The organism is Campylobacter gracilis (genome assembly GCF_001190745.1).
GTDB lineage: Bacteria > Campylobacterota > Campylobacteria > Campylobacterales > Campylobacteraceae > Campylobacter_B > Campylobacter_B gracilis.
Genome location: NZ_CP012196.1, coordinates 1,362,132 through 1,385,493 on the forward strand (window position 1 = coordinate 1,362,132; position 23,362 = coordinate 1,385,493).

Annotated in this window: 25 protein-coding genes and 2 pseudogenes; 1 reads left to right on the forward strand and 26 read right to left on the reverse strand. The window is 41.4% G+C overall.

Annotated elements, in window-relative coordinates; translation table 11 throughout:
• Positions 1-558 precede the first annotated feature (558 nt).
• From CGRAC_RS12750 to dsbD, 19 genes and pseudogenes are all read right to left on the reverse strand, one after another.
• Positions 559-693: a hypothetical protein gene (locus CGRAC_RS12750; RefSeq protein WP_005869088.1), complete on the reverse strand. Its 135-nt coding sequence runs from the start codon at positions 691-693 to the stop codon at positions 559-561.
• A 1-nt stretch (position 694) separates the two neighbouring features.
• Positions 695-940 (reverse strand): helix-turn-helix domain-containing protein, encoded by a 246-nt coding sequence (locus tag CGRAC_RS06750; RefSeq protein WP_040303199.1) that lies wholly within the window; start codon positions 938-940, stop codon positions 695-697.
• 1,219 nt (positions 941-2,159) lie between these two features.
• Positions 2,160-2,612, reverse strand: coding sequence for a hypothetical protein (locus CGRAC_RS06755; protein ID WP_005869094.1), 453 nt, complete (start codon positions 2,610-2,612; stop codon positions 2,160-2,162).
• Between the two features lie 255 nt (positions 2,613-2,867).
• A complete protein-coding gene (locus CGRAC_RS06760) occupies positions 2,868-3,320 on the reverse strand; it encodes a hypothetical protein (protein WP_005869096.1) in 453 nt (150 codons plus the stop codon).
• Positions 3,321-3,343: 23 nt separating this feature from the next.
• Complete coding sequence (locus CGRAC_RS06765) at positions 3,344-3,544, reverse strand: hypothetical protein (protein WP_005869098.1); 201 nt, start codon at positions 3,542-3,544, stop codon at positions 3,344-3,346.
• 16 nt (positions 3,545-3,560) lie between these two features.
• A complete protein-coding gene (locus tag CGRAC_RS06770) occupies positions 3,561-4,043 on the reverse strand; it encodes a hypothetical protein (RefSeq protein ID WP_005869100.1) in 483 nt (160 codons plus the stop codon).
• A gap of 302 nt (positions 4,044-4,345) precedes the next feature.
• Entirely contained in the window at positions 4,346-6,166 is a 1,821-nt protein-coding gene (mrdA, locus tag CGRAC_RS06775; RefSeq protein WP_005869104.1) for a penicillin-binding protein 2, read from the reverse strand.
• Positions 6,163-6,651 carry a hypothetical protein gene (locus CGRAC_RS06780; protein WP_005869105.1) on the reverse strand — a complete coding sequence of 163 codons (489 nt, stop codon included), beginning with the start codon at positions 6,649-6,651 and terminating at the stop codon, positions 6,163-6,165. The genes mrdA and CGRAC_RS06780 overlap by 4 nt, the downstream gene beginning before the upstream one ends.
• Positions 6,618-7,391 carry a GNAT family N-acetyltransferase gene (locus CGRAC_RS11545; RefSeq protein WP_005869106.1) on the reverse strand — a complete coding sequence of 258 codons (774 nt, stop codon included), beginning with the start codon at positions 7,389-7,391 and terminating at the stop codon, positions 6,618-6,620. Before CGRAC_RS11545 ends, CGRAC_RS06780 begins: the two co-directional genes overlap by 34 nt.
• Positions 7,392-7,503: 112 nt before the next feature.
• Positions 7,504-7,878, reverse strand: a pseudogene (locus CGRAC_RS12925) (ribosome biogenesis GTP-binding protein YihA/YsxC); the annotation flags it as partial.
• Between the two features lie 312 nt (positions 7,879-8,190).
• Positions 8,191-8,403: pseudogene (locus CGRAC_RS12930) on the reverse strand (GTPase); the annotation flags it as partial.
• Entirely contained in the window at positions 8,400-8,915 is a 516-nt protein-coding gene (gene lptA / locus CGRAC_RS06795) for a lipopolysaccharide transport periplasmic protein LptA (protein ID WP_005869111.1), read from the reverse strand. The gene lptA and the pseudogene CGRAC_RS12930, both read right to left, overlap by 4 nt.
• Positions 8,879-9,412 (reverse strand): LPS export ABC transporter periplasmic protein LptC, encoded by a 534-nt coding sequence (lptC, locus tag CGRAC_RS06800; RefSeq protein WP_005869113.1) that lies wholly within the window; start codon positions 9,410-9,412, stop codon positions 8,879-8,881. Before lptC ends, lptA begins: the two co-directional genes overlap by 37 nt.
• 55 nt (positions 9,413-9,467) lie before the next feature.
• Positions 9,468-9,956 (reverse strand): KdsC family phosphatase, encoded by a 489-nt coding sequence (locus CGRAC_RS06805; protein ID WP_005869115.1) that lies wholly within the window; start codon positions 9,954-9,956, stop codon positions 9,468-9,470.
• A gap of 85 nt (positions 9,957-10,041) precedes the next feature.
• Positions 10,042-10,989: a PstS family phosphate ABC transporter substrate-binding protein gene (locus CGRAC_RS06810; protein WP_005869116.1), complete on the reverse strand. Its 948-nt coding sequence runs from the start codon at positions 10,987-10,989 to the stop codon at positions 10,042-10,044.
• A 1-nt stretch (position 10,990) separates the two neighbouring features.
• On the reverse strand, positions 10,991-11,128 hold the full coding sequence (locus tag CGRAC_RS11925; protein ID WP_005869117.1) for a hypothetical protein: 138 nt from the start codon (positions 11,126-11,128) through the stop codon (positions 10,991-10,993).
• Between the two features lie 8 nt (positions 11,129-11,136).
• Complete coding sequence (locus CGRAC_RS06815; protein ID WP_005869118.1) at positions 11,137-11,361, reverse strand: hypothetical protein; 225 nt, start codon at positions 11,359-11,361, stop codon at positions 11,137-11,139.
• Positions 11,362-11,606: 245 nt separating this feature from the next.
• Positions 11,607-12,185, reverse strand: a complete 579-nt coding sequence (hisB, locus tag CGRAC_RS06820; protein ID WP_005869119.1) for an imidazoleglycerol-phosphate dehydratase HisB — start codon at positions 12,183-12,185, stop codon at positions 11,607-11,609.
• Between the two features lie 48 nt (positions 12,186-12,233).
• Complete coding sequence (dsbD, locus tag CGRAC_RS06825) at positions 12,234-14,204, reverse strand: protein-disulfide reductase DsbD (RefSeq protein WP_005869120.1); 1,971 nt, start codon at positions 14,202-14,204, stop codon at positions 12,234-12,236.
• 108 nt (positions 14,205-14,312) lie between these two features.
• Here dsbD and ppk2 point away from each other — a divergent pair, with 108 nt between their 5' ends.
• Entirely contained in the window at positions 14,313-15,215 is a 903-nt protein-coding gene (ppk2, locus tag CGRAC_RS06830) for a polyphosphate kinase 2 (protein WP_005869125.1), read from the forward strand.
• A gap of 746 nt (positions 15,216-15,961) precedes the next feature.
• Here ppk2 and cas1 read toward each other — a convergent pair.
• Genes cas1 through CGRAC_RS06865 form a run of 7 tightly spaced genes read right to left on the reverse strand, consistent with a single transcriptional unit; the run spans position 15,962 to position 23,352 of the window.
• Positions 15,962-16,960 carry a CRISPR-associated endonuclease Cas1 gene (gene cas1 / locus CGRAC_RS06835; RefSeq protein ID WP_005869127.1) on the reverse strand — a complete coding sequence of 333 codons (999 nt, stop codon included), beginning with the start codon at positions 16,958-16,960 and terminating at the stop codon, positions 15,962-15,964.
• 16 nt (positions 16,961-16,976) lie between these two features.
• Positions 16,977-17,255: a CRISPR-associated endonuclease Cas2 gene (gene cas2, locus CGRAC_RS06840; RefSeq protein WP_005869129.1), complete on the reverse strand. Its 279-nt coding sequence runs from the start codon at positions 17,253-17,255 to the stop codon at positions 16,977-16,979.
• An 8-nt stretch (positions 17,256-17,263) separates the two neighbouring features.
• A complete protein-coding gene (locus CGRAC_RS06845; RefSeq protein WP_005869131.1) occupies positions 17,264-17,761 on the reverse strand; it encodes a Dna2/Cas4 domain-containing protein in 498 nt (165 codons plus the stop codon).
• Entirely contained in the window at positions 17,761-19,938 is a 2,178-nt protein-coding gene (locus CGRAC_RS06850) for a CRISPR-associated helicase/endonuclease Cas3 (protein ID WP_040303152.1), read from the reverse strand. The genes CGRAC_RS06845 and CGRAC_RS06850 overlap by 1 nt, the downstream gene beginning before the upstream one ends.
• Positions 19,928-20,641 (reverse strand): CRISPR-associated protein Cas5, encoded by a 714-nt coding sequence (gene cas5 / locus CGRAC_RS06855; RefSeq protein WP_005869135.1) that lies wholly within the window; start codon positions 20,639-20,641, stop codon positions 19,928-19,930. The genes CGRAC_RS06850 and cas5 overlap by 11 nt, the downstream gene beginning before the upstream one ends.
• Positions 20,642-21,559: a type I-B CRISPR-associated protein Cas7/Csh2 gene (cas7b, locus tag CGRAC_RS06860; protein WP_005869148.1), complete on the reverse strand. Its 918-nt coding sequence runs from the start codon at positions 21,557-21,559 to the stop codon at positions 20,642-20,644.
• Positions 21,559-23,352 carry a TM1802 family CRISPR-associated protein gene (locus CGRAC_RS06865; protein WP_005869150.1) on the reverse strand — a complete coding sequence of 598 codons (1,794 nt, stop codon included), beginning with the start codon at positions 23,350-23,352 and terminating at the stop codon, positions 21,559-21,561. Before CGRAC_RS06865 ends, cas7b begins: the two co-directional genes overlap by 1 nt.
• Positions 23,353-23,362 lie beyond the last annotated feature (10 nt).

The following is a 23,362-nucleotide window of genomic DNA, read 5'->3' on the forward strand; positions in this document are numbered from 1 at the left end:
TGCGGCGGAAATGGGTAGAATTCTCATCTCGCTATAAAATTTAAAAAGATTAGTTGTGGCTGGGATAGGATACAATATGGGGCACTTATATGAAATTTCATTCGGTTTCAATTCGCCTACTAAATATGTTAAATTTATGGATTACTAATGAAATTTTGGAGTTACTCACAAATTAAAATTTTAACGAACTGTATATTTGCCGCAATATAAATAGATTTAAATGCAACTTATTTAGTAGCAAATTCCAAAATATTTGTAAAAATGCACGCTAGGGATCTTAAAAGCTAAGTTAAAGTAAGAATTCCGCATTAATTTCAATTAAATTTACGCTACAAATTTAAGATCATGTGCCAAAGTTAGAATTTAAAATTAAATTAGATGATACCAAAGAGGCAGAAAGATGGAAAAATTTTTATAAAGTAAGAATTTGGCAACAACCTTTGAAACTGCAAAACAAAGAATATCGGCGTGCTCGTCATAAAAAGGAAAAATCATCTAAATTTAATGGATACTACTGCCTTTGCTACATAAAGTATAATAATTAAATGCCTCCGCCAATTATTTTTTAAAATTTTTAAAAAATTTCTTCAAAAGCGCCTTATAAAAAATCGCGAATTTCGACTCTTTTTTCTCATAAATCACGCGAAAAACGCCCTGTAGATCCAGCTTTTCTTGCAAAGTAATGTTTTGCACTCTACTCTCCTATAAGTTTTTTTATCTTATGCAGCACAAACGCAGCGTCGTCGCTATCGAGCTCGCACAACATCTGGCATATCGCGGTCGCGGCTTGCGGCTTGGTCGTGCCCAAGCGCCAGTCCTGATACGTCCGCATCGACACGCCTAACCTCTGCGCCATCGCGGCGTGCGAGATCTTTTTGCCGTTGTTTTTGGCCTCGACGGCATTGTGCAAAATGTTGAATATATCGCTCGTTTCTAACATATGAAAATTATACAAATTTATTCGTTAATTATACATAAAATCGTATAAAATGAATAAAAATCGTGTTATTCATAAGTAAAAATAGCAAAACGCTTCGTTTATCCGTATGAATTATACAGAATACTGCATAAAATAAACATAAAATTTTATAAAATTTTGCATATTATGCCGTAAAGATGAACCAGCTTGCACAAACAGGCATATTACAGAACGGCACATTAAATTTTAAAACGGGGATAGATGAAATTTTACACATCGAAGCTTTTGGGGTTTGATTTTTTTTGATCGGTTTTGGCAGCAATTACAAACAAGATGTAATTTTACCCTATGCCGAGCCATATCTGCCAGTACAAAGAGCGTTTCAATTCCTAGTGGAATAGAATTCTACGGAAAGGCGGTGAATGCGGGATATGTGAGTTTCGCATTTCAATTCCCGTTGGGAATTGAAACCAATCCGGGCGTTCGTATCGGAAGTGAAAACGGGTAGAATTTCATCCCGTTGGGAATTGAAACAGCACAAATGGCACGCTAGCGATATAAAAATACCGTATAATTTCATCCCGTTGGGAATTGAAACTGAGCGACCGCTGCCCGATCGAGGTGAAAAGGGTAGGGTAGAATTCCATCCCGTTGGGAATTGAAACCGCTTCGAGTCTGCACGCCGGTGGCCTTTGCTTGGGTAGAATTCCATCCCGTTGGGAATTGAAACACTACTGGAGCGCATTTTAGGGCATATAAGGATATGGTAGAATTCCATCCCGTTGGGAATTGAAATGCTCTATTTAAAATTTCATCTTTTCCTCTTTCATAGTAGCATTCTATAGAATTTATCGAGCCAAATCCTACCCGATAAAAATTTTTACCAAACAAAATTCCGGCTTAGATTTTAAAATTTATCGAGCAAGGTTCTGCGCCTCAGAGCTTAGAATTTTAAATTTAAGAAGCAGCGACTTCAAGCTGCGTGGTTCGAAACACGAGGATTTTAGATTATAAAATTTTGAAAGGTCGGTAGGATTAGAATTTTAAAATTCAAAGTCAATGATCGAAATTCCAAACCGCGCAACTTGAAATTTCAAATCTGAAGCGGAAGCAAATTTTAAGATCGTTCCAAAATTTACCTCTTTTAAATTCACATATCTCAAGCTCTATTCATAAAATTTTACGTATTAATTTACGTAAAATTTAGCTGAAAAACAATGCTAGTATAAGCTTATCCGCATTAAATTTTATCTCTTCTTTTTAGAATAAAAACCGCCACGGACGCGATTATTAGCGATGATAAAGCGCTTATCAGCATTAGATTAGAATTAAAATTTGGGCGATCAAACAGATGACCTAACCAGGTCAAATCGGCTCTTGTTAGGATTATCACAGCTAGCGAATAAGTATAAAATAAACTTATAAAAAATGCAGATGCGGCGGATATTTTATCTAGCAGAATAAAAGCCTTTATTTTGGAAAATACAAAACAGCAGATGATTAGAGGCAAAATTACCGTCGCGCAAAATAGATACAATATCATAGCGCCGAAAATATCGCTTTCGCTATCGCCCGCTTCTTCGTGCCAAGTTAGTTCAAAAGCTTTTAAAACGATAGAAAACGGATGCGCGATATCATAACCTCTATATTCCGTCAAAAAAACCGCATCTATGCTAGCAAATATAATACCCAAGCAATCCTATTGTGAAAAGGAGCAAGGCGATCCAGAATAAAATCCTCACCCCTTTTAGCTCAAAACATTTTTTAATGAACTCTTTTATCACTCTAGCCCCTACTTTATAGATTTTAAGATCAATTTGACTTTTATATCGCGTTTTATTTCGGCGCCTTCAAAACTCTTTGTCGTGATCTCTCATCAAATTTAAGCCTTTCGCTGCGCTAAATTTTAAAATTTACCGAGCTGAATTCTGATCGGATAAAAAACCATTTATCCTTTTCTTGCATCTATCAACGTGACTTTATAATTCTCACCTTGCTTATATAGTCCATCAAGCCCAAATACTATAAGTTGCTCTTTTAAAAGTGATAAAATTTCATCTACTGATATTTTTTCGCTACCATTTGGCACTATTGACAATACTTTCCAGACTTTATTATATTGGATACCTGAAACTTTTTCATCTAATCCATAATCAAGAACGATGTCAAATATATCACCTTTATAATAGAATTTCCACATTACTTTCGATAGATATGCGTGATCTATCTCTGGATCATTAAATAATTGAGTTTTCATAATCCAACAATCCAGTTTTTTATCTATAATCCAGCTCTTTTGACTTGGTAGTATCTTATATAATGGATTGTACTTATAGTAAATCTCGCTAAGTCCATACTTCTCATCATCCTCTTTAGTGATGATTGCATTTTCAAACGCCATTTTCTACTCCTTAAATTTAATATTTAATTTATATCTACGACATATTTATATTCGCTTATATGCTCGTAGATATCGCCTTCGCTTTTAGTGCCTAGCTTTCTAACCATATCGTTTAGAAAAAATTTCTCAAAATTTTCAGCGGTTACCTTAGCGCCGCTACTGGTGCGCACATCTTTACCGTCTGCAATATCTGCTAAAATTTGATCGGCTTGTTTACTCGTCATTTTTTATCCTTTGTATTTAATCGTGCAGAAAAGTTACGACTTCGTGTTCTTTTGGAACATATTCCCTATTTTCAATACCGCCACTACCATACTCAGACAAGGCTTCATTTAAAATTTCATAAAGCTCATCTATCGAAATATCCCCAATGTCAGAATTTACGCTTTGGAATTTATATTTGATTTTAAATGGATTTTCCGTGAAATATTTACTCGTTGTCTCATCATAAATTCGCCTTATATCAAGCTCGATTTCTCTACCTTTATAATAAAGCAGCCAAATCTCCTCTCCGGTATATCCGTCTCTTGGATCAGGCAGATGCGGGCTACAAACAAAGATAAGCCAAATATCTCTTTGCCTGTCGATTACCCAGTTCAACCACTTTATTTCATTAGGCTCCTGTGGATCATAATGATATTTTGCCAAGCACTGATCTACACGATTTATAATATCATATTTCTTGATATCCTCTTTAGAAATATATTCTGCTACAAATGCCATTTTCTACTCCTTAAAATTTAATTCTCGGATTATACTACGATATATTTATATTCGCGTATGCGCTAATATATAATGTATTTTAAAATTTAAAACTGCTTTGATCTACTCAATTTTAGGGTCTTTTGCCGCTCTAAATTTTAAAATTTCAAGTCCGCGAAGGACGGGTAAAATTCTAAATTTAAAAGCCTCCCGCACTGCGCTAAATTTTAAAATTTAAGACTTACAAAGCGGATAAATTTCAAAATTTAAAGCCCGCGAAGGACGAGTAGAATTCTAAAATTTTATAATTTTAAAATTCCATCTTACTTCGTTTTCTTTGCGCTGTCTTTGTTAGTCGTTGCGTTGGCGTCGATGTAGCCCATCTGGACGAGCTTTTCGTAGATTTGCATTATCACGGGACCTGCTGCGCTTCCGCCTCCGCCGCCGTGTTCTACGAGTACTGTTACGGCGTATTGCGGCTTGTCGTACGGCCCAAAGCTCGTCATCCAGGCGTGCGAGCGGTGGAAGTAGTCCATATCGGCTTCTTTTATTCGCTTTTTGGCAGTCTGCGAGATGCCCACGACCTGCGCGGTGCCGGTCTTGACCGCTAGAGGCACTACTGCGGTATGGATGAGCTTATAGGCGGTGCCTCCGTCGGGGTTGTTACCGACCTCATACATCCCGCGCCTCACGAGGGGCAACTGAGCCTTTTCTTTCGGCGTGAAAAGCTCGGTAGGGGTAAATTCCACCGGCTTGCCGTCGATGCTTTTTAAAAAATGCGGCGTGATAGCCTTGCCTGCGGCGATCTGCGCGGTGTTTTTAGCTACCTGCATAGGGGTGACGAGCACGTCGCCCTGACCGATCGAAGCATTGACCGTCTCACCCTGATACCACGCGCGCTTAAATTTCTGCATTTTCCAGGCCTTATTAGGCATCGTGCCTACAAACTCATTGGGTAGATCGACGCCTGTTTTACTACCAAACCCCAGACGCTGCAGATACGCGGACATATAGTCGATCCCCACTAGCAGCGAGCCTTCGTAAAAATACACGTCGCAGCTGCCTTTAATCGCTTCTACTAAGCTCACGCGGCCGTGACCCCAGCTCTTCCAGCAGCGAAATTTACGCCCCCCTAGCTCTATCGCGCCGCTGCAAAACACGCTCCAGTTCTCGTTGATCTTGCCGCTGTTTAAAAAGCTCATCCCTACAGCCATTTTAATTACGGAGCCCGGCGGATAGAGGCCATTTACGAGCTTATTTGTAAACGGATGGCGCGGGTCTTTTATCAGCTCGTCCCACTGCGCCTGTGAAATTCCGCCCACGAAGGTGTTTAGATCGTACTCGGGGAAGCTGCCCGCCGCGATAATAGCGCCGTCGCGCAGATCCATCACAATCGCTACGCCGTCTTTATCTTTAAAAATTTCCTCGAGGTATTTTTGTAGCTCAAGATCGATGGTAAGCGAAATTTCGCTGCTGCTGGGCTCTTGCATCGAGATCTCCTCTACGACCTGATTTAGCGCCGTAACCTTCGTCTTGCGCTCGCCCTTGCTGCCCTGCAAAAGCTCGTTATAATACCCCTCGACGCCGCTTCTGCCGTTGTATCCGGTAAGCGCGCTTAGGGGGTTGCTTTGGATATCCTTTTTATTTGCGCGGCCTACGTAGCCGATGATGTGCGAAGCTAGCGCGCCGTAAGGGTAGAAGCGCTGCGAAGCGGGCGAAATTTTAATATTTTCGTGCAGGCTCAAGCTTGCAAAATGCTGTATCGTGACGTTGTAGTCCAAAAACGGCACGACTTCGATGAAGTCTTGATTATAAGCGGAATTCGCGTCCTTGTAGCTCTTGCTCATCGCGGTGACGTTGAGATCTTTGAAGTAGCGGGAGATGTTATTTAGCTCGCTTTGCAGCGCGGCGTCCTTTAGATGCGGCGCGATCGATAGAGAAAAGCCGAGATTATTTATCGCGAGCGGGCGGCCTTTGGCGTCTAAAATTTGACCGCGCACCGGCGGGATGTATTCGGTAGAGATGACGTTATTTTTGGCGACCTGCTCGTAGAATTCGTTTGATTTGATCGAAAGATAATAGATTCTCACCAAAAGCATGCTAAAAAATAGTATCACGAAAGCAAATACAAACTTCAGCCTCATACCAGCCGCCCCTTAAAAAAGAGCAAAGCGAGCAAAATTTCAATCACGATGTAATTTAAATACTCGCCGCTTAGAGGCAGATACTCGCTCTTTTTGATCGCCGAGATCGCGTTGCTCACCACAAAGACCAAAACATAGCTGATCATCACGTAAAAGCAGATCAAAAAATTTCTAAATTTAATATATTTAAATGAGTTTTCATAGACTACGAAATAAAATATACAATACGCGATAGCTACGCTAAATAGGTTAAATCCGTGGATCTGTTCGGCGCAAAACAGATAAAAAATAGAGAAAAACCAGCTAAAGCCGAACTTTTTAAATTTCACGTCGTTTTCGTATTTTTGCACCACCATCGCCGTGAAAAAAAATCCGATCAGCGGCGGCAGCCCCCTATACACCGCACTTAGAAGCAGGTAGAAAAGAACCCCCGCGCTAAAAAGCGTGTCCGCTATAAGGTATAGATAAGTGCGATTTCGTTGCATACCGGAAACTTTTTGCATTTAATACAATCAGCCCAAATTTTTTGCGCGGGCAGCTCGTCCTTTGGGATTTCGATAAAACCGAGGCGCTCAAAAAATTCCTTTTGATAAGTGAGCGTAAATACGCTTTTTAGCCCGTAAAATTTCGCCTCGTCTAGCAGCTCGTTTACGATAGCTCTGGCAATGCCGCGCCTGCGAAACTGCGGAGCGACGATGAGCGAGCGCACCTCGGCAAGATCGGCGTTAAAAATTTTAAGCGAAGCAAAGCCCGCCAAAATTTCCGCATCTTTTGCAGACTGCGATTCGCAAAGCTGCGAAAGGTCGTTCTGAAAAACGCTTGCGCTTTGTGAATATTCGCTCCGTAAAATTTGCTCTTTGCCCGCTTGCGCGCAGCCCGCCTCGGATACGGCTTGCGCTTCGCTTTGCGGCGTAGCTAGTTGCGGCGCAAAATTACTCGCGGCATTTTCGGCTGAATTTTCAGTAGAATTTTTGGCAAAATTTGCGGCGGAGCTTTGAATTAAATTTAAATCGGCATTGCGCGCTAAATTTAAATCGGAATTTTCCTTGGAATCAAAACTCCTATCCGCCTTAGAATCGCAACCGAACGCCAGCACGTATGAGCGGATATTGGCAGCTATCTCATCGCTTTCAAGAGGCAAGATCACGCCATTTTGCACCTCCTCTTTTACGAGCTCCTGCATACGCGAAATGTCGCAAAGGCGCGCTTTTTTTAGCCGTATCATCTAAAATTTTCCCTAATCTTCGCGCAATTTTTGCGGTGCATTTTATATCCGCTAAATTTAATTATATTGAAATTCTGCGCCGTAAAATTTTGCGTATTTAAATTTAGAAATTTCATAATCCAAACGCCCTGCGCACGATGATCTCGCGCGCTTTTGCAAGCCCGCTACCCTTTAGCGTAGAGACCAAAATCGCCTGCGGATCGTGCCTCAAAAGCTTTGCGCGCTCGCTTTGATTGAGCTTGTCGGCTTTGGTGTAGAGCCTCACGACCTTTTGATCGCCGCGCAGAAAACTAGAAAGATAGTTTTGTAAATTTTTATCTATTTCAAGATCAAACTGCCTCGCGTCGATGAGATGGACGAAAAGCTTGATATTTAGGCGCTCCTTGATAAATTCGTCGAGATTTTTCTGCCAGATATAATGCAGTTTTTTAGAAACTTTAGCGTATCCGAACCCGGGCAGATCCACGAAGATCAAAGAGATATTTTCTCCCAAGCTCGCAAGATCGGAAAAAGCGGGATTGTCCGCTAAATTTAGCGCGGATCTGCCCGTAAAATTTAATTCAGAGCTTTGCGCGGAATTTGACGCGAGACCTGCCGCAAGATCCGCATGGCGATCCGATTCAAAATCCGCCGAAGCGCTTTTTAAATTTAAAATAGAGTCCTGCTTTAAATTTCGCTCAGACGCCGCAGCGTCCGCAAAATCTCTCGCGTAATTCGCATCCGAGTTTAAAGCCCCTTTGCTCGCTAGATCGGGCGGCATTTTGGCTTGCGAGTCGTCCGAATCTGCGGCAAGCTTTTGTTTAAATTTAACTTCAAAAAAATTTATCAGTTGCGTTTTGCCAGGAGTCGAGCTTGATTTGGCTAGGTTTTTACGCCCGGTAAGCGCGTTTATCAGGCTGCTTTTGCCGACGTTTGAACGCCCCAAAAACGCCACTTCGCTCATCGCAAACTCGGGCGCACCCGCGATATTTGCGGCAGAGGTGATAAACTGCGCGCTGCTAGGATAGATCATTTGTTTTGATCTTCGACCTGAAAGATCAGTCGTACGGGCTTTTTCTCGCCACCGCCGCTTTTTACTTCGTAGGTGCCCTTTTGGCGATTTACGATGATCTTATCGCCGTAAACCTCCTTTTTGGTCTCGGCTTCGTGCAGATAGGCGTTATTTTCGAGCGTGTAAGCCTCGATAGTCGGATCATAGGTCAGCACACCGCCTCTGCCGTCGTAATGCTTTTGATTGAGTAAAATTTTAAAATTTGCGTTTCCCGTCGCGACGTATTTGGTAGGCTGACGCTTAGCGTCGAAATAGATCGTCACTTTGTCGGAATTTAGCGTATCGTAAGCGCCCTTTTTGATGCGGACGTTGCCTGTTAGGACGCTGATCTGCTTGATCTCATCGGCGAAAAAATTATCCGCCGTGACCTCGACCTGCTCCTGCGCGGCGCTGAGAGCTGACGCGCTAAAGCCCGTAATTAGCGCGGCTGCGAGTATTAGTTTGTGGAGTTTTGATCTTTTATTAAATACCATGCGTGGATTCCTTTTGAGTTTGTTTGTTTAGTTTTGGTGTCATAGCTGATGCTTGTGCCCGTGATGCGGTCGCCGCCTTGGCGCAGCACGTACGGCACGTCGGAGCGGACGATCTTACTGCTCGTATCGTAGATGATCTCCTGCGCCGTGTAATCAAAGCCGTCCGTGTTGATATAATGCGCGTCGCCGTTAAATTTTATCAGCTCGCCTGCGCGCGTCGCAGTCTTTGAAACCAGAGTGTGATTTAGATCCGAAGTGGTCTCCTCGGCTTTAAAATTTACAAACTCGTCGCGATCCTTATAGCGCGTGCCGCCATCTGCGGTAAATTTAGCATCCACGAGCTCGCCGATCTGATAATCGACGATCTTTTTCATCTCCATATTCGCAATGCTTAGATCCTGCCTAAACATATCGCTAAAATACGGCGTCTGCACGCTTAGAAACACCATCGCGACGCAAAAGATCGCAATCGCGACGTAGAAAATTTTTATCACCATCGCTCGGCCCTTCTTGATCTACGCAGAATTTCACCCCTCGCGCGCGCTTGCGAAACTACATCCATTTGCTATTCCACTCTTCGCGCATGCCGTTTTTATCGACGAGCATTTCGATCATCTCGCGCACCGCACCGCAGCCGCCGTTTTTGCTTAGCACGACATCCGCTTTTAGCGAGTTTAGCGCATCGGCAGGCTTGAAGCTGATCGCGACCGCATTTAAAAGCTTCGCATCATTTATATCATCGCCGATCGCAGCGGCCTCATCGAAGCTTAGGTTAAAATTTTTTAAAATTTGCTCCGCCCTTGAGAGCTTGTCTTTTTCGCCTTGAAAGAGCGTATCGATCTTTAGCTCTCGCGCGCGATTTGCGACGATTTGCGAGCTTTTGCCGGTGATGATCGCGACCTTTAGCCCCAGCCGCTGCCACTCCTGGATGCCAAACCCGTCTTTTACGTTAAATTTCTTCATCTCTTCGCCGCCGTTTGAATGGTACAGCCCACCGTCGCTAAGGCAGCCGTCTACGTCTAAAAATATGATCTTTATCACTTTGTTTCCGTTTTTCGAAATTTTGTGATTTTAACGAAATTTGGCTGAATTTTTGGCAAACGCCGTATAAATTTAAGTTGCGATCTTAGCCTTTAATCGGCACGTAGCCGCTATTTTCGATGATACTTTGCCCCTGCGGCGAAAGGATCCAATCTATCAAGATGCGGATATTTTCGTTTTTGTTATTTTCGTCGTAAACCGCGTAAATTTCGGCTACGAGCGGGTATTTGCGGCTAGCGATATTTTCTTTGTTCGGATACGCGCCGTTTAGGCTAAGCATCTTCACGCCGCCGTTTTGCACGATCCCTTCGACGTAGTATCGAAACGAAAAGCCGATCGCGCTGCCGAAAAAGCCCGTGATCTTGCGCTTAGGCTGCGTCTCGCCCATAAATTTCAAAAATGCGCTCTGGCTGCCGCTGCCTACGTTTCGCTGCACGGCATCTATTCGCATGCGCTCGCCGCCTAGCTGCGACCAATCGCTATATTGCCCCGAATAAATTCCTCGCACCTGATCCACGCTTAAATTAGATACTTTGTTATTCGCATTTACGATAAAGACGAACGCCTCCAGCCCGATCGGCACGAAGCGCAAGCGCGCGCCCTTTTCCTGCGCATAAGCAAGCTGCTGCTTCGAAGGAGCAGCGACGAAAATGAGATCCGCCTCGCCGTCGCTTATGGCCTTGTACGCGTCGCGGGTATTGCTAAATTTAAGCCTGCTAGCACTCGTGAAATTTTGCCCGTCAAATTCCACGCTGTCCTTCGGATAGCTCGCCGCGACGAATGCCGAAAAGACGGGATACAAAGCCGCTGCTCCGTCTATTATCGGCAGATCGCCGCTAAGTTTTAAGCTAGAGCTGGCGCGCACGATCTGCGAACCCTCATCAAACGGCAGAAATTTATGCAGCTCGATCGATTTGGCCTGCATCTCGGCGCTACTTTGATTTACGTATCGCTTCACGACGAGGCGGTAAAACGCAAAATCGAAAGCCGCCAAGATAAACACCAGCAAAATGGCGATAATTGCACGCTTCATCTTAGTTCCCGTTTGCGATATAGGAGATGATCGAGCATTTACTCTGAAGATATAGCGCCGCTGCGACTAGCGCGCAAACGCTGATCGCCCACGCCGTAAATATTACGGCGATCGTTTTTTGAAAAATTTCATCGCTCATTTTGTATCTCACATATGCGCAAGTGCGCGGTCAAGTAGCCATAAAAAGCCGACCACCGCGCCCGTGGAACATGCAAGCGTAAGCACAGAAAAGATCAGAAAAATTTTATCCTTTCCGCGGCGCGCGGGTTCGTTTTTTGATCTGATAAATTTTACTAAACGCACGACGAACCAAATAAACGAAATTATCGGCAGCGCGAACAAAAGGAAAATAAAAATCGAGAAAGAATCCATATCTCACCTTCAAAATTTAATACGCAAAGCGATATTTCGACGCAATGCGAGCGCAAAATTTTAGACAGCCTATACGCACGCCGCTGGTTTAAAATTTCAGCCAAGCGGCGCGCCTTTGCAAATCAATTCTAGCAAAGACGGAATTTCGCGGATTTTAAGCGAGCGGCGAGAGTAAAATTTCAAACGCCGATAAAATTACAAAACCGCGAATTGCCAAATTTACTAAATTTAGCGCGCATTTACCGCTATAAAACGCCCTTCGTGCTAGGCACGCCGGCGCGCTCGTTGATACTTATCGCGCGACGAAATGCGACGGCGAACGCCTTAAACGCGGCTTCTGCGACGTGATGCAGATTTTCGCCACGAATTTGGCTTATATGCAGCGTGAAATTTGCGTTGAAAGCCAAAGCGCGGAAAAATTCCTCCACGAGCTCGGCGTCGAATTCACCGATCTTGCCGTGCTTTAGGCTCGGGCAATCAAATACCAAAAACGCACGGTTGGAAAAATCAAGCGCCGCAGAAACTGCCGCCTCGTCCATCACGACGACGCTATCACCGAAGCGCTCGATGTTTTGCGCGGGATAGATCGCCTCTTTGATCGCGCTTCCGAGCACTATGCCGCAGTCCTCGACGCTGTGGTGAAAATCGACCTGCAAATCGCCCTCGCAGCGCAGGTTTAGATCGATCCACGCGTGCTTGGCAAACGCGCTAAGCATATGATCGAAAAAACCGATGCCCGTTTGTATCTGCGCCGAGCCGCATCCGTAAAGCTCCAGCTCAAGCTCGATTTTGGTCTCTTTCGTAGCCCTATTTTTGCTTATCATCGCGCAATCCTTAAAACTAAATTTTGTTTGAAATCTATCTAAATTTCACTAAATTTCGCTTAAAATCTCAGCCAGCTTTTCGGAATTTACGCTACCGATCTGGCGCAGGCTCGTAATCTCGGCGCCCTCTTTAAAAAACAGAATCGTAGGCGGACCGAATACGTTAAAATGCGCTTTTATCGCCCTATTTTGCTCGCTATCTTCGCTAAGATCGATCTTTAAGAGGCTAAATTTATCAAGCGCGCCGGCAAGTGCAGGATCTGCAAACGCCCGCTCGCTCTGCTCGCAATTTTTACACCAGCTAGCCCAAAAATCGACTATCACGGGCTTTTTGGAATTTTCTATTTCGCCCTGCAGCTGCGCCAAATCGCGCACAAACGAAAAATGCGCGCCGCCAAAATTTTGAGCGCTAGAAATTTCGCCCGCTTGCAAGCTCTCGCCCAAGCCGCCCCTGGAATATCTCGCATTTTGCGGGATTAGATTACCAAGCGGCCTGGAAAAATCTTTTGCACCGCTGGCAAAGCCCGTGAGCAGCAGCGCCGAATACAAAGCGATTACAAGGGCTAAAGCGCGCTTTATCCCGCCCGCGCCGCCGTCAAACAGCCCCAAAAATCCTGCGAAGATCGCGCCTAAAACCGCATAAATCAGCAGGCTTAAATTTTCGCCGATGAGCGTGCGCGAAATCCACACCGCCGTAAAAAGCAGCAAAAAGCCAAAAATTTTAGGCACCGCCTCCATCCAAGCTCCGGGTCTCGGTAGTGCGCCGCCGAGCCCAACTACAAGCAGCAGCGCACCGCTTCCGAGCCCCAGCGCAAAAAGAGCCGCCGCGCCCAGCAGGACGTCGCCGCTGCCCGCGATATAAACGAGCGCGCCCGCAAGCGGAGCGGAGATGCACGGCGATACGACGAGTGCCGAGATAAGCCCCATCGAAAAAACTCCGATCAGACCGCCGCTCTTTTCGCTTTTGCTGTTTAAGAAATTTTGAAAGCGCGCAGGCAGGCGGATCTCGTAAAATCCGAACATCGAAAGCGCGAGCGCGGCAAATATGAGCGAAGTTAAAATCAGTGCGGGCGGAGTTTGCAGCAGGCCTTGTAAATTTTGCCCGAAAACTGCCACGAAAGCCCCTAAAATCGCATATGAGCTCGCCATTCCAAAAATATACGCGAGGCTTACGGCGAGGCTCGTTTTCGCGCTCGGCTTGGAGGAGGTTTTTGCCACTATGATCGACGAGAGAATCGGGATGAGCGGGTAGACGCAAGGACTTAGCGAGAGCAACACGCCGTAGCCGAAAAACAGCGCGATCGCGGCGATGAAGCTCTTGCCGCTAAGAACGTTTAAAATTTTATCCTGCTCGGAGATGGAATTTGCGCCACTTGGATTTTTGTGCGCGGAGGATTCATCGGAATTTACAGCAGCGTTTTCAGCCGAGCTTGCCGGGAAATTTCCCGCCGCATGCGAGTTTGCCAAGGAATTTGCCTCTGCGCCCGAAGCCTGAGAATTGCTTTTAAAATTTACAGCCCCGCTCTGCGCGCTGTCTGCGGCAGAAATCTGCGTGGAATTTGCGGCGCTTCGGTATCTTTTCAGCTCGGAGTTTGAAATTTTGCTGATCTGATAGCCCTCCACTACGCGCTTGAAGCTAAAGCCGAACTGCTGCGGCTGGTAGCAAAAGCCCGATTTCGTGCAACCCAAAAAATCGCCGTTAAGCACGAAATCATCGCTGTCTGCGGCATTTGCAAGCACGAGGCCTAAAGGCACGGCGATGCTAAATTTGCCCTCATAAATTTTATAATCCTTGTATTCGGTCGCGGCGGGCAGATTTATTAAATTTGTGACCTCCGAGCCGCCGATGAAAATTTTTATCTCGTTTTGATAGAGATAGACCCCGTCCGCGATATCAAAGCTTAGCGTTACGCCGTCGCTTTGTGCCGTCGCGTTAAGCTTGAACGCATCGGAGGGTTTCAGGGGCTCGGCGCCCAAGCCTAAAAGAAAAAACGCTGCCAAAATAAGTGATCTGATCAAATTTTATCCTTTGAAATTTTTTCCTACATTCTAACGTAATAAGTATGAATTTATAGTGTAATCTAAAGAACTTTTTTGTAAAATTCCTTAAAATTTTTAGGAGGCTATATGAGCAAAGAGATCAAAACCGAAACGGGCGAAATAGCGCTGAAAGAGATAGAATTTAAAAGCTCAAAGTACGAAAAAATCTCGTTCAAAGACTACGAGACGTTGCTTGAGAGATACCAGATCGAGCTTTTGAAGCTGCAAAAATTCGTGAAGGAAAAGGGGCTAAAAATTTTGATTTTGATGGAGGGGCGCGACGCGGCGGGCAAAGGCGGCACGATCAAGCGTTTAACCGAGCATCTAAACCCACGCGGATGCCGCATCGTAGCGCTCGAAAAACCGAGCAACGTCGAAAAGACGCAGTGGTACTTCCAGCGCTACGTCGCGCACCTACCAAGCGGCGGCGAGATTGCGATCTTTGACCGCAGCTGGTACAACCGCGCGATGGTCGAGCCCGTGATGGGCTTTTGCACCCACGCCGAGCATAAAGATTTCCTGCGCCAAGTGCCTAAATTTGAGGAGCTTTTGGTAAGTGCAGGGATAATTTTGTTTAAATTTTACTTTTCAGTTTCTAAAGAGGAGCAAAAAAGGCGCTTCGAATCGCGCCGCACCGACCCGCTGAAGCAATACAAACTCTCGCCGGTGGATGCGAGATCGCAGGAGCTGTGGAATCAATACACGCTCGCAAAATACTCGATGCTGCTTGCTTCAAATACCGAGTTTGCGCCGTGGACAATCCTTGATAGCAACGACAAAAAGATCGCGCGGCTAAACGCCTTCCGCTGCATACTCTCGCGCATAGACTATCCCGAAAAAATTGGTGCGAAGGAGCTTGCGGTGGATCCAAACCTCGTGCGAAACGGCGCCAGGGAGATAGTGCTAATGGAGGATAGCCAAAAAAGCGAGGCTTGGCGCAAGCTGGAAAGCCCCTCTCGCAAGAACAAGAAGGATAAGAAAAAGGGCTGAATCTTGCCAATGAAGATTATCCGCTAAGAATTGCTAGGGAGGATTTGCTTGCCAGGAATTGCTCATTAGGAATTTATTTCCTAATATATAGAAACGCATTAAATTCTATGATTGTGACCTCAAGATTCTTTGAAATTCTATCTAATGGGATGGAATTCTACACAACGCCACGGGCTACGTGATGAAGTATATCACGTTTCAATTCCTAATGGAATAGAATTCTACTTCGTCGCTTGCTTTTCTCTGCGGCTGTCGTCCATAGTTTCAATTCCCAACGGGATGGAATTCTACTTTGGATCTGTTTTCCAAATGAGTGAAGCAGAAGTTTGTTTCAATTCCCAACGGGATGGAATTCTACAGCACGAATTTTGCCATTTTTCTAGGTAGAAAGTGTTAGGAGTATATATTTTTATGCCTTAAAATGGACTAAATTTAAAAAAGCGCCGATTGTTAAATGCCCAAAATTAGGCATTTCAAAATCTTAAAAGCAACTTTATCGCTATCTATATGTATCGTGAGTGCAAATGTTAAAATCTAAATATAAAGATATTCAAAAATCGAAGTGTGAATAATAAAAAGCCAAAATTTCAAAAGCATATACATTTTTAAAGTCAATTCGTTCGCCGTTCCGTGCTTCAGATCAAATTTATTTCAAAAGCACATGCATCTTAAGAGGGCGCAATCTATAGGCGCAAGTGATTCTAGTCAAAATTTCAAAAACATAAATTTAAACTTGAAGGCCCAACCTACCGCCATACCAACCCCTCGTAAGGCACGCCTTCGCAGACATATTTTTTAATCTGATTGGCCTCGCGACGGATGATTTGACGCCAGGTTAAGCTCTGTCCCGCTGCATTTGCGCAAGATGATAGTTTCTCGATCATTTTTAGCTCGATCTTTTGCACCGCTTCTCGACCGAATCGAATACGCCACGCGTCCGTTTCAAAATCTTTTGCCGTAATCTCGCGTTTATTTAACATTCCAAAAATTAATCTATCGCCTAAAATAGGCTTAAAAATCTCTGCAAGATCAAGATGTAGGCTTAACGCGCGGTAGTTTGGCTCGTGCAAAAAGCCGATGCGCGGATCGAGCTCGGTTTTGTAAATTTCGCTGAGGCAGACGTTATAAATACGCGTATTTACATAGCTAATGAGGGCATTAATTTTATCCGCCGGCGGGCGTTTGGAGCGCGTCGTAAATTTAAAACTGCGCTGATCCTCTATGATTTCGTTCCAAGCCGCGAAATACTGCTTGGCAAAGCCGCCTTCCACTGCCATTACTGCTGCTATGTCGCAGGCGTGCGCTAGAGCATCCAGATGTGGCACAGTATCGAGCGAGACACCGTAAACCTTACAATTAATAGCCGCGTTTAATATGCGAGCGCGAGTAATCTCGCGAGCGATAAAAAGGCGCTTAGAAAGATCGTCAAAAGCCCGCAGCTGCGCCAAAAGCACAAAGCCGCTTTTATTCACAGAATTTGAAGTATTTGGGAAAAAACTGCCACGGAAGCTCTGATAGGCGCTAAAAATATGCAGCAAAATGTTATTATCAGCCAAAAACGCCATAGCATAAGTGTCAAGCTCTACCCGCGCCAAAATATAAATTTCATCAATCGCGTTAATCGGCAAAATTTTACTAGTTAAAATTCCGCCCTCGTCGTTAAATTTATCGAAGTATAGATTATTATCTTTGCGGCGCAATCGGCCTGGGCTCAAAATAAAATGCGTGCGATCCGATTTTTGCATACTTTATCCTTAAATTTTAGCTGAATATTGCCTCGTTTTTATCGCACCCGATGACGAGGCGCTGTGAATATTTAAGCGAATTAAAAGTATAAATTACTACCGAATCAAGCTTGCTGGCGCATTCTTTTTGCAAAATCGCCATTAATTTTTTAAGATCGCTCGCTCTAATTTCACCCTCGAAAACGCTGAATTGCACGCGAGGCAGAAACTTCTCGACCGCCTTTCGGACGCGCGCAGCGTTATTTTTCTCCTTTTCGTCGCTGCTTGAAATATCGTAAAATAAAATGGCATACATTCTATCTCCTAAATGCAATAATCACGATAAGCGCAACTCTCGCAAATCTTTTGCGGGCTAAATTTAGGCGGCTTTGGCTCGTTCGCAAGGGCGGTAATGCCGTTTAGAATTGTTTCGATTTTAGTGAAATTTTCGGCGTTATCCTCAATGGCTATGACGGTTTTGCCGCTAATTAATTTGCCTTTTACCTCTTTTAAATTTAAGCCTGTTTTTAAAAGATAGATATAAAAAAGTAGCTGCATCTTGCCTGCTTCTGGATTTTTTAGGCTCTTTTTATATTCGGTGATGAGATAATGTCCGCGCTGCTTGGAAAGCTTGTCGAATTTCAAATTTGAAAATGCAAAGTCCTGCAAATCGTTCTCTTTGATATCCGCTAGCGCCTTACCCATCAGCACGTTTTCATCCTCCCGATTGGCATGAATATTGTGTGCATAAAGCCACGCCTCACGCTTACAGGTAATGTAATAATTCACAAGCGTGCCGGTGATTTGGTCCTTACAAAACATTAGTCGAAAAACTCATTCTTGAGATTTAATGCGGCATCCTTTTTAATCCCGAAATTATTATTGTACGAAGTATCGCCGAATGGTAAATAATAGACATCTTTTAGCCCATCAATACGCTTTATATTTAAACGCTTTGCATCAAATTCTGTGATATTTACACCAAATCTATTAATTTTCTTAATAGTATTCGTAAATATATCTTTCTTATTAAATTTATCCATATCAAGCCTATTGATTTCAAAAATTTCATTTTGAAATTCTTTAATATAATCTTCTTTTGGCTCAATTATTACTAAAATTTTGAGCCTATCATCCATCGCCTCGCTAATCTTTTCGTTTATATCGTAAAATCCTAGCTCTTGCATCTGCTCCGCCAAAAATAAGCCCTCTAAGCTTTGCTTTATGGCGCTGAAATACCTAGTGGAAATATCTAAAATTTCGCTTTCGATGATATCTCTTTGCTTTAGAATTTTTACCAAAATAGTATCGCTAATGCGTTTTAAATCACCGTAAATGAGATCGGAATAGTCGCAAATATCGTTAAATACGTATAATTCTCCCAGAGCTGCGAAATTTCTATTTATACGACCGGCAGTTTGGATAATCGAGCTAATGGGCGCTATCTCTCTAAATCCGACATCAAAATCCAAATCCACACCAGCTTCGATAGACTGCGTAGAAATTAGCAAGATCGAATCACCGTGCCCACTTTTATTTTTAGCAATTGCATCTTTTATATTTTCGATATCTTTTCGTTTGTGATCGTCGCACATATATCCGTTTAGGCAAAAAACTTTAAATTCGTCGTAAAATTCCAAAAATAGCTCTTGCGCTTTTTTAATGGTATTTACGACGACTAGTGTATTTTTGTTTTTTGCCAATTGTCTAATCTTGTCTTTTAAAGTACTTTCGTCACCATCAAACCACTTTAAGACGTATCTATTTTGATCTTTGAAATAATCTAAATTTGAAATTTCTTTAAATTTAGTCGCATCAACAATAGGCATCGTAGCGGACATAAAGATAAAAATGCAGCCAAATTTCTCCGCCATCATCTCGCAAAGTTTCATAAAATCCGCCCTGAGCTTATACGGTACCGCCTGCGCCTCATCGATTATTATTACACTATTTTTTAATCGGTTAAATTTTACGCTATCTTTATTTTTGTTTCCAAAGAGTGCAAATATAAATTGATATAGCGTAGTTACGTTAATATCTCCGCTAAAAGAATCCATCAAAAATTTAACTTTAGAATAGCGATCTTGCGGGATGCTTTCATCTATCGTAGTTTTGTGATGAATTTTATGAATTAATATATTTTTATCGTCTTTGAAAATCTCTTTTATCTCATCACAAACTTGATCTATGATAGCCGTAAACGGCAACACGTAAATAATACGTTCTTTATTAAATTTAGCGGCAAAATTTAGCGCAGTCAAAGTCTTACCGTAGCCTGTAGGCGCAGTTAAAGTAAAAAGATTATGATTTAGATCGAAATTATTTAAAACGAATTTTCTAAACTCGCTTCTTTTCGCATTTGGCTTACGATTTTCCAGGGCTTTGATATATTTTTCGATCGTATTAGAATTCACCGGTTTAGAAACAGGAATTCTTTGATTAAAAATAGCTTCATATTTGTCACTATAAATAAGCGACGAAAATATGTCTTTGAAATTTAAAAAGTCATCGTAATCAAACTTCTTTTTCGCAAATTTGAAGTATTCTCTCAAATGCTTAGCTTTAATTAAAAGCTCATTTTTATCCCTTTTAATATCTTTGTAAATTTCTAAACCTAAAGCTTTATCTACGACTTCATCCCAAAAGTCTAGCTCTTTCGAGCTCTCAAAATATTTGCCGAAATTTTTATTTTGCGTTGTAAGCTCACAAAAATTTTCTACATTTGCGTGGTGTGATACGATGGATAAAAATCCAAAAGCCATATCTAGCTCATTAAATTCTGAATTTAGTAAAAATATATAAGATGATAATAAAGCATGATTTTTATCTGAAATTTTTTCGGTAGGATTTTTGATATAAATTTGAAAATTAGTTTTTAGCTTAGCTATATCGTGATAAATTTTAATGCATTGTAAAAGCCTACTATCCGCTTCGGCAAGCATATTTGTTATATGCTTTATTAGCGGTTTGTTAGGATGTGATAGCGGCTCACTTTGCAAAGTAGACCTTGTAGTCATTTATTTGATAGATATTTCCTCTATTCTTTGCTTTGATTTGACTATTGCCGCTTAACTTAATAACAAAATCTTTAAAATCCTTAAAAATTCTACCCTCTTCACATCCGCAAGCCATTCTAGCCGTAGTAAGTCTGATATCAAAGCTTTGTGCATCAAATATAAAATCGTCCATTAAAACGAACGTATCTATAAAACTTTCCTTTTCATGCACCAATTCACAATTTTTTATCTCGATATATTTAAAATCCGCTATACAAAAATTTATACCTAAATATGGTGTGAAGACACATCTATGAGCTTTTAAGCTGTCGATTATATTTTCTTTATAAGAAGCGTTTAAAGCACTTAAATCAACGAATATGACATATCTAGGATCTTTTATTAGCTCTTTATAAAACTGCTTTTTCTCGCTAGAATCTTGATAGCCTTGTTCGATATGCATACTTGAAGATAGAGCAAATTTTATACCGTTAAAAATCATAGTTTTTTTGCGAAATTGCGAACTTAAAATAACGCTATAACCTATATCGTTAAGTTTAAAATAATTCATTTCACCTATAATCGCTCCCAAAAGCCCCATGATGGCAGTCTTTGGTGGCACCGGGTATGTAAGAGACGAGTAGATAGTAGCCGGATGAGAAAAATGCGCATAATCTCCCGATAGCTCAAAAGCTATTATATCCATTTAAAATCCTCTTTTTATCCAATTACTATCAAATTGTGATCTGTTATTTTGCTCGAAGTCAAAATCGCTCATATACTCTATTTTTTCGATTTCTTGCGCGTATCTGGTAAGTTTAGCTTTTAATCTAGAAAAATCAATCGTAAAATCATTTATACTTCTTATCTCCACATCTTCTTTGCTACTATTTATAGTTATACAGTTATTTAAATCTCCAGCAAAAGTATCATTTTTATATGTAATTACTAGCATAAACCTAGGCATCTGACCCATTTTCGTGCGAGTAATTAAATTCTTAGTCCCGCTCCAGAGCGCGCCTAAAATCACTTTCACATCATCTTCACTTAAATTTGTAATCTTTGCACTATGATTATCCACTATTCCGTAAGTTGCAAAGATTGCATAATTTAAAAAATCTTCTTCTCTAAACGTTTTATTTGCCTTATCGCTACCGCTTGCAAACGCGCCGGTGCCCTTTATATGCTCTACCGCAACTCTATGAAGCGATCTGCTCATTCTAAACTGAATTGGTCCAACAAATTGAATTCCGGCTGTTTTTATGCCTTCTTTTTTCATCTCGTCTTTATCCGATATCGGCAAAACTCCACCAAATGCGCGAATATCGATAAATTTAGATAAAATTTCTTTTTCAATCTCGATTTTTTCTTGCTTCACGTTAATTACTTCACGTATTGCGCTTTTGCAATCTAAGATATTTTCATCTCTTTTATACTCTTTAATGAAAATCGCACTTTCGTCTTTTTTCATAATTTCATCTCTAATTGTTCGCTTTATACGTACATCAGTAACTTCTGCTATACCTGTCTCATCGTCTATCCTAGGAGCGTTATCTCTTAGCATATCGCCGTTTGGATTAAAATTTTCGCCATCCCAAAGAAATAGAATTTCCTTCTTTTTCATTACTCGTCTCCTTGAGTGTTATCTTTAATATATTTCGTAAAATCACTTCCGCCCATAGCAAAAGCTAGCGTTACATAAGCGCTCTTAACCCGCTTTTGAGATAAAAACGCACTTGGTAAAATTCCAATCAAAATATCACGCATGATTTCTATATTAGCGCTTCTTTTTCCTCGCGATACATTGGAGAGTTTTTTGTTAGTTTCATCGCACTTGGTCCAAATCCGTTCTAAAAGCTCTTTCGTAATTGCTCCGGCATTATTCAGCCATTTTTCAAATGAACTATTTTTGCTAATAGCAAATTGGCGATTTATCAACCCTGCTGACATCATTCCTAGCAAATATGCACTCTGCAATACTTCATTATCTTTTAGAAATTCGCTATTTTTCAAAATAGAGCTTATTAGCTCTTTTTTATCGCTTAAGCTTTGCAAATTAACCTCCCTTTCAAATGATATTTTTTCATTTAAAGCACCTATTTCATTAAAGAAATTTTGATATTTTTCGATACTTTCTATACTTCTATTTTGATATGTCTTAACGCGATTAAAATAAAATCCCCATTCTATTTTTGACGCATAACTAGAATTAATATTGCCTTTATAAATCAAAGCAGCATATTTTTCCATCATATCATCTAAATTCATCCTATTTTGCGATAATAAAAAATCCATAATATCGATATTTTTAAGAAATAAATTTTGCATGTAAATAGTATCGTCTTGTTGATCTTTACTATCTTTTCGCCTAATCGCCCTAATGTTATATCTACCCATTAAATCGGAAATTTTAGAAATATAAGACGGCAATACATCATCTATTTGCAATAATACATTAACCGCGGCATTGCTTTTTTTATAAAATAAAATTGTATTTAGTACGGGCATATTTGCTTGTGCTTTAGCTACGAATTCCAATTCGTAATTAATACTTTCTTCGATATTTTGTATGCCTTGCAGATCTTTTTTCTTTTCGCTCGGATCTTTTAAAATTTCCACTATTTTTTCTAATAAATTTGCATCATTTACCATTAACGTTGGTAAGATCGCCATTTTATCCCCGTAAAAATTAAAAGATAATTCCTTATCAATTGCCATAAAACCGTTTTTGACCAAATTTGCATTAGCGCTATTTAGAGGTAGTAATCTAACTTTAATGTCTTGCAAAGCAGTCGGTAGCTCATTTACGGAACAAAACGCCAAATTCGCATCTCCGCCAATACCCATATTATTTGCAAGCATATCATAACCATAAATTTTGGCAGTTTTACCATTATTACTATCGCTTAAATGACTCGTAAAAATACTTTTAAAATACGCCGAAATCGGTCTACACTCCCAAGATAATGCAAAAAAAGTAGCCACTTTCATGCCTTTTTTCTTAGGCTCTTCTTGTAGAGCTGCAATTTCACTTAAAATATCATCAAAAAAGCTCTCGTTTAAGCTAGATAAATCCGTTAATATTTTATCGTTTTTGATATCGTCAGGATTGAAACAAGAGAGCATATTTTTTACGGCTTTTAAAATTCCTTTTATAAATTTAGGAGTATCGTCTTTTACGGCTTTGCTAATGAATTGGACATTAGGGAACAAATTGCCAGAATTCGCGCCTATGCCAAATCTACAAACTATTAAATCATCTCTTGAAATATTGTTATTTACTGATATTTCTTTGCTTTTAATATCGCAAAGATAAATTTTAATAGCATCGTATTCATAGCTTTTATTGTTAATTTTAGTTTTTTGTTTATCATAAATCTCGCCGATACTAGAAAAAATTTTAACTATATCGCCCAAAATTTATCCT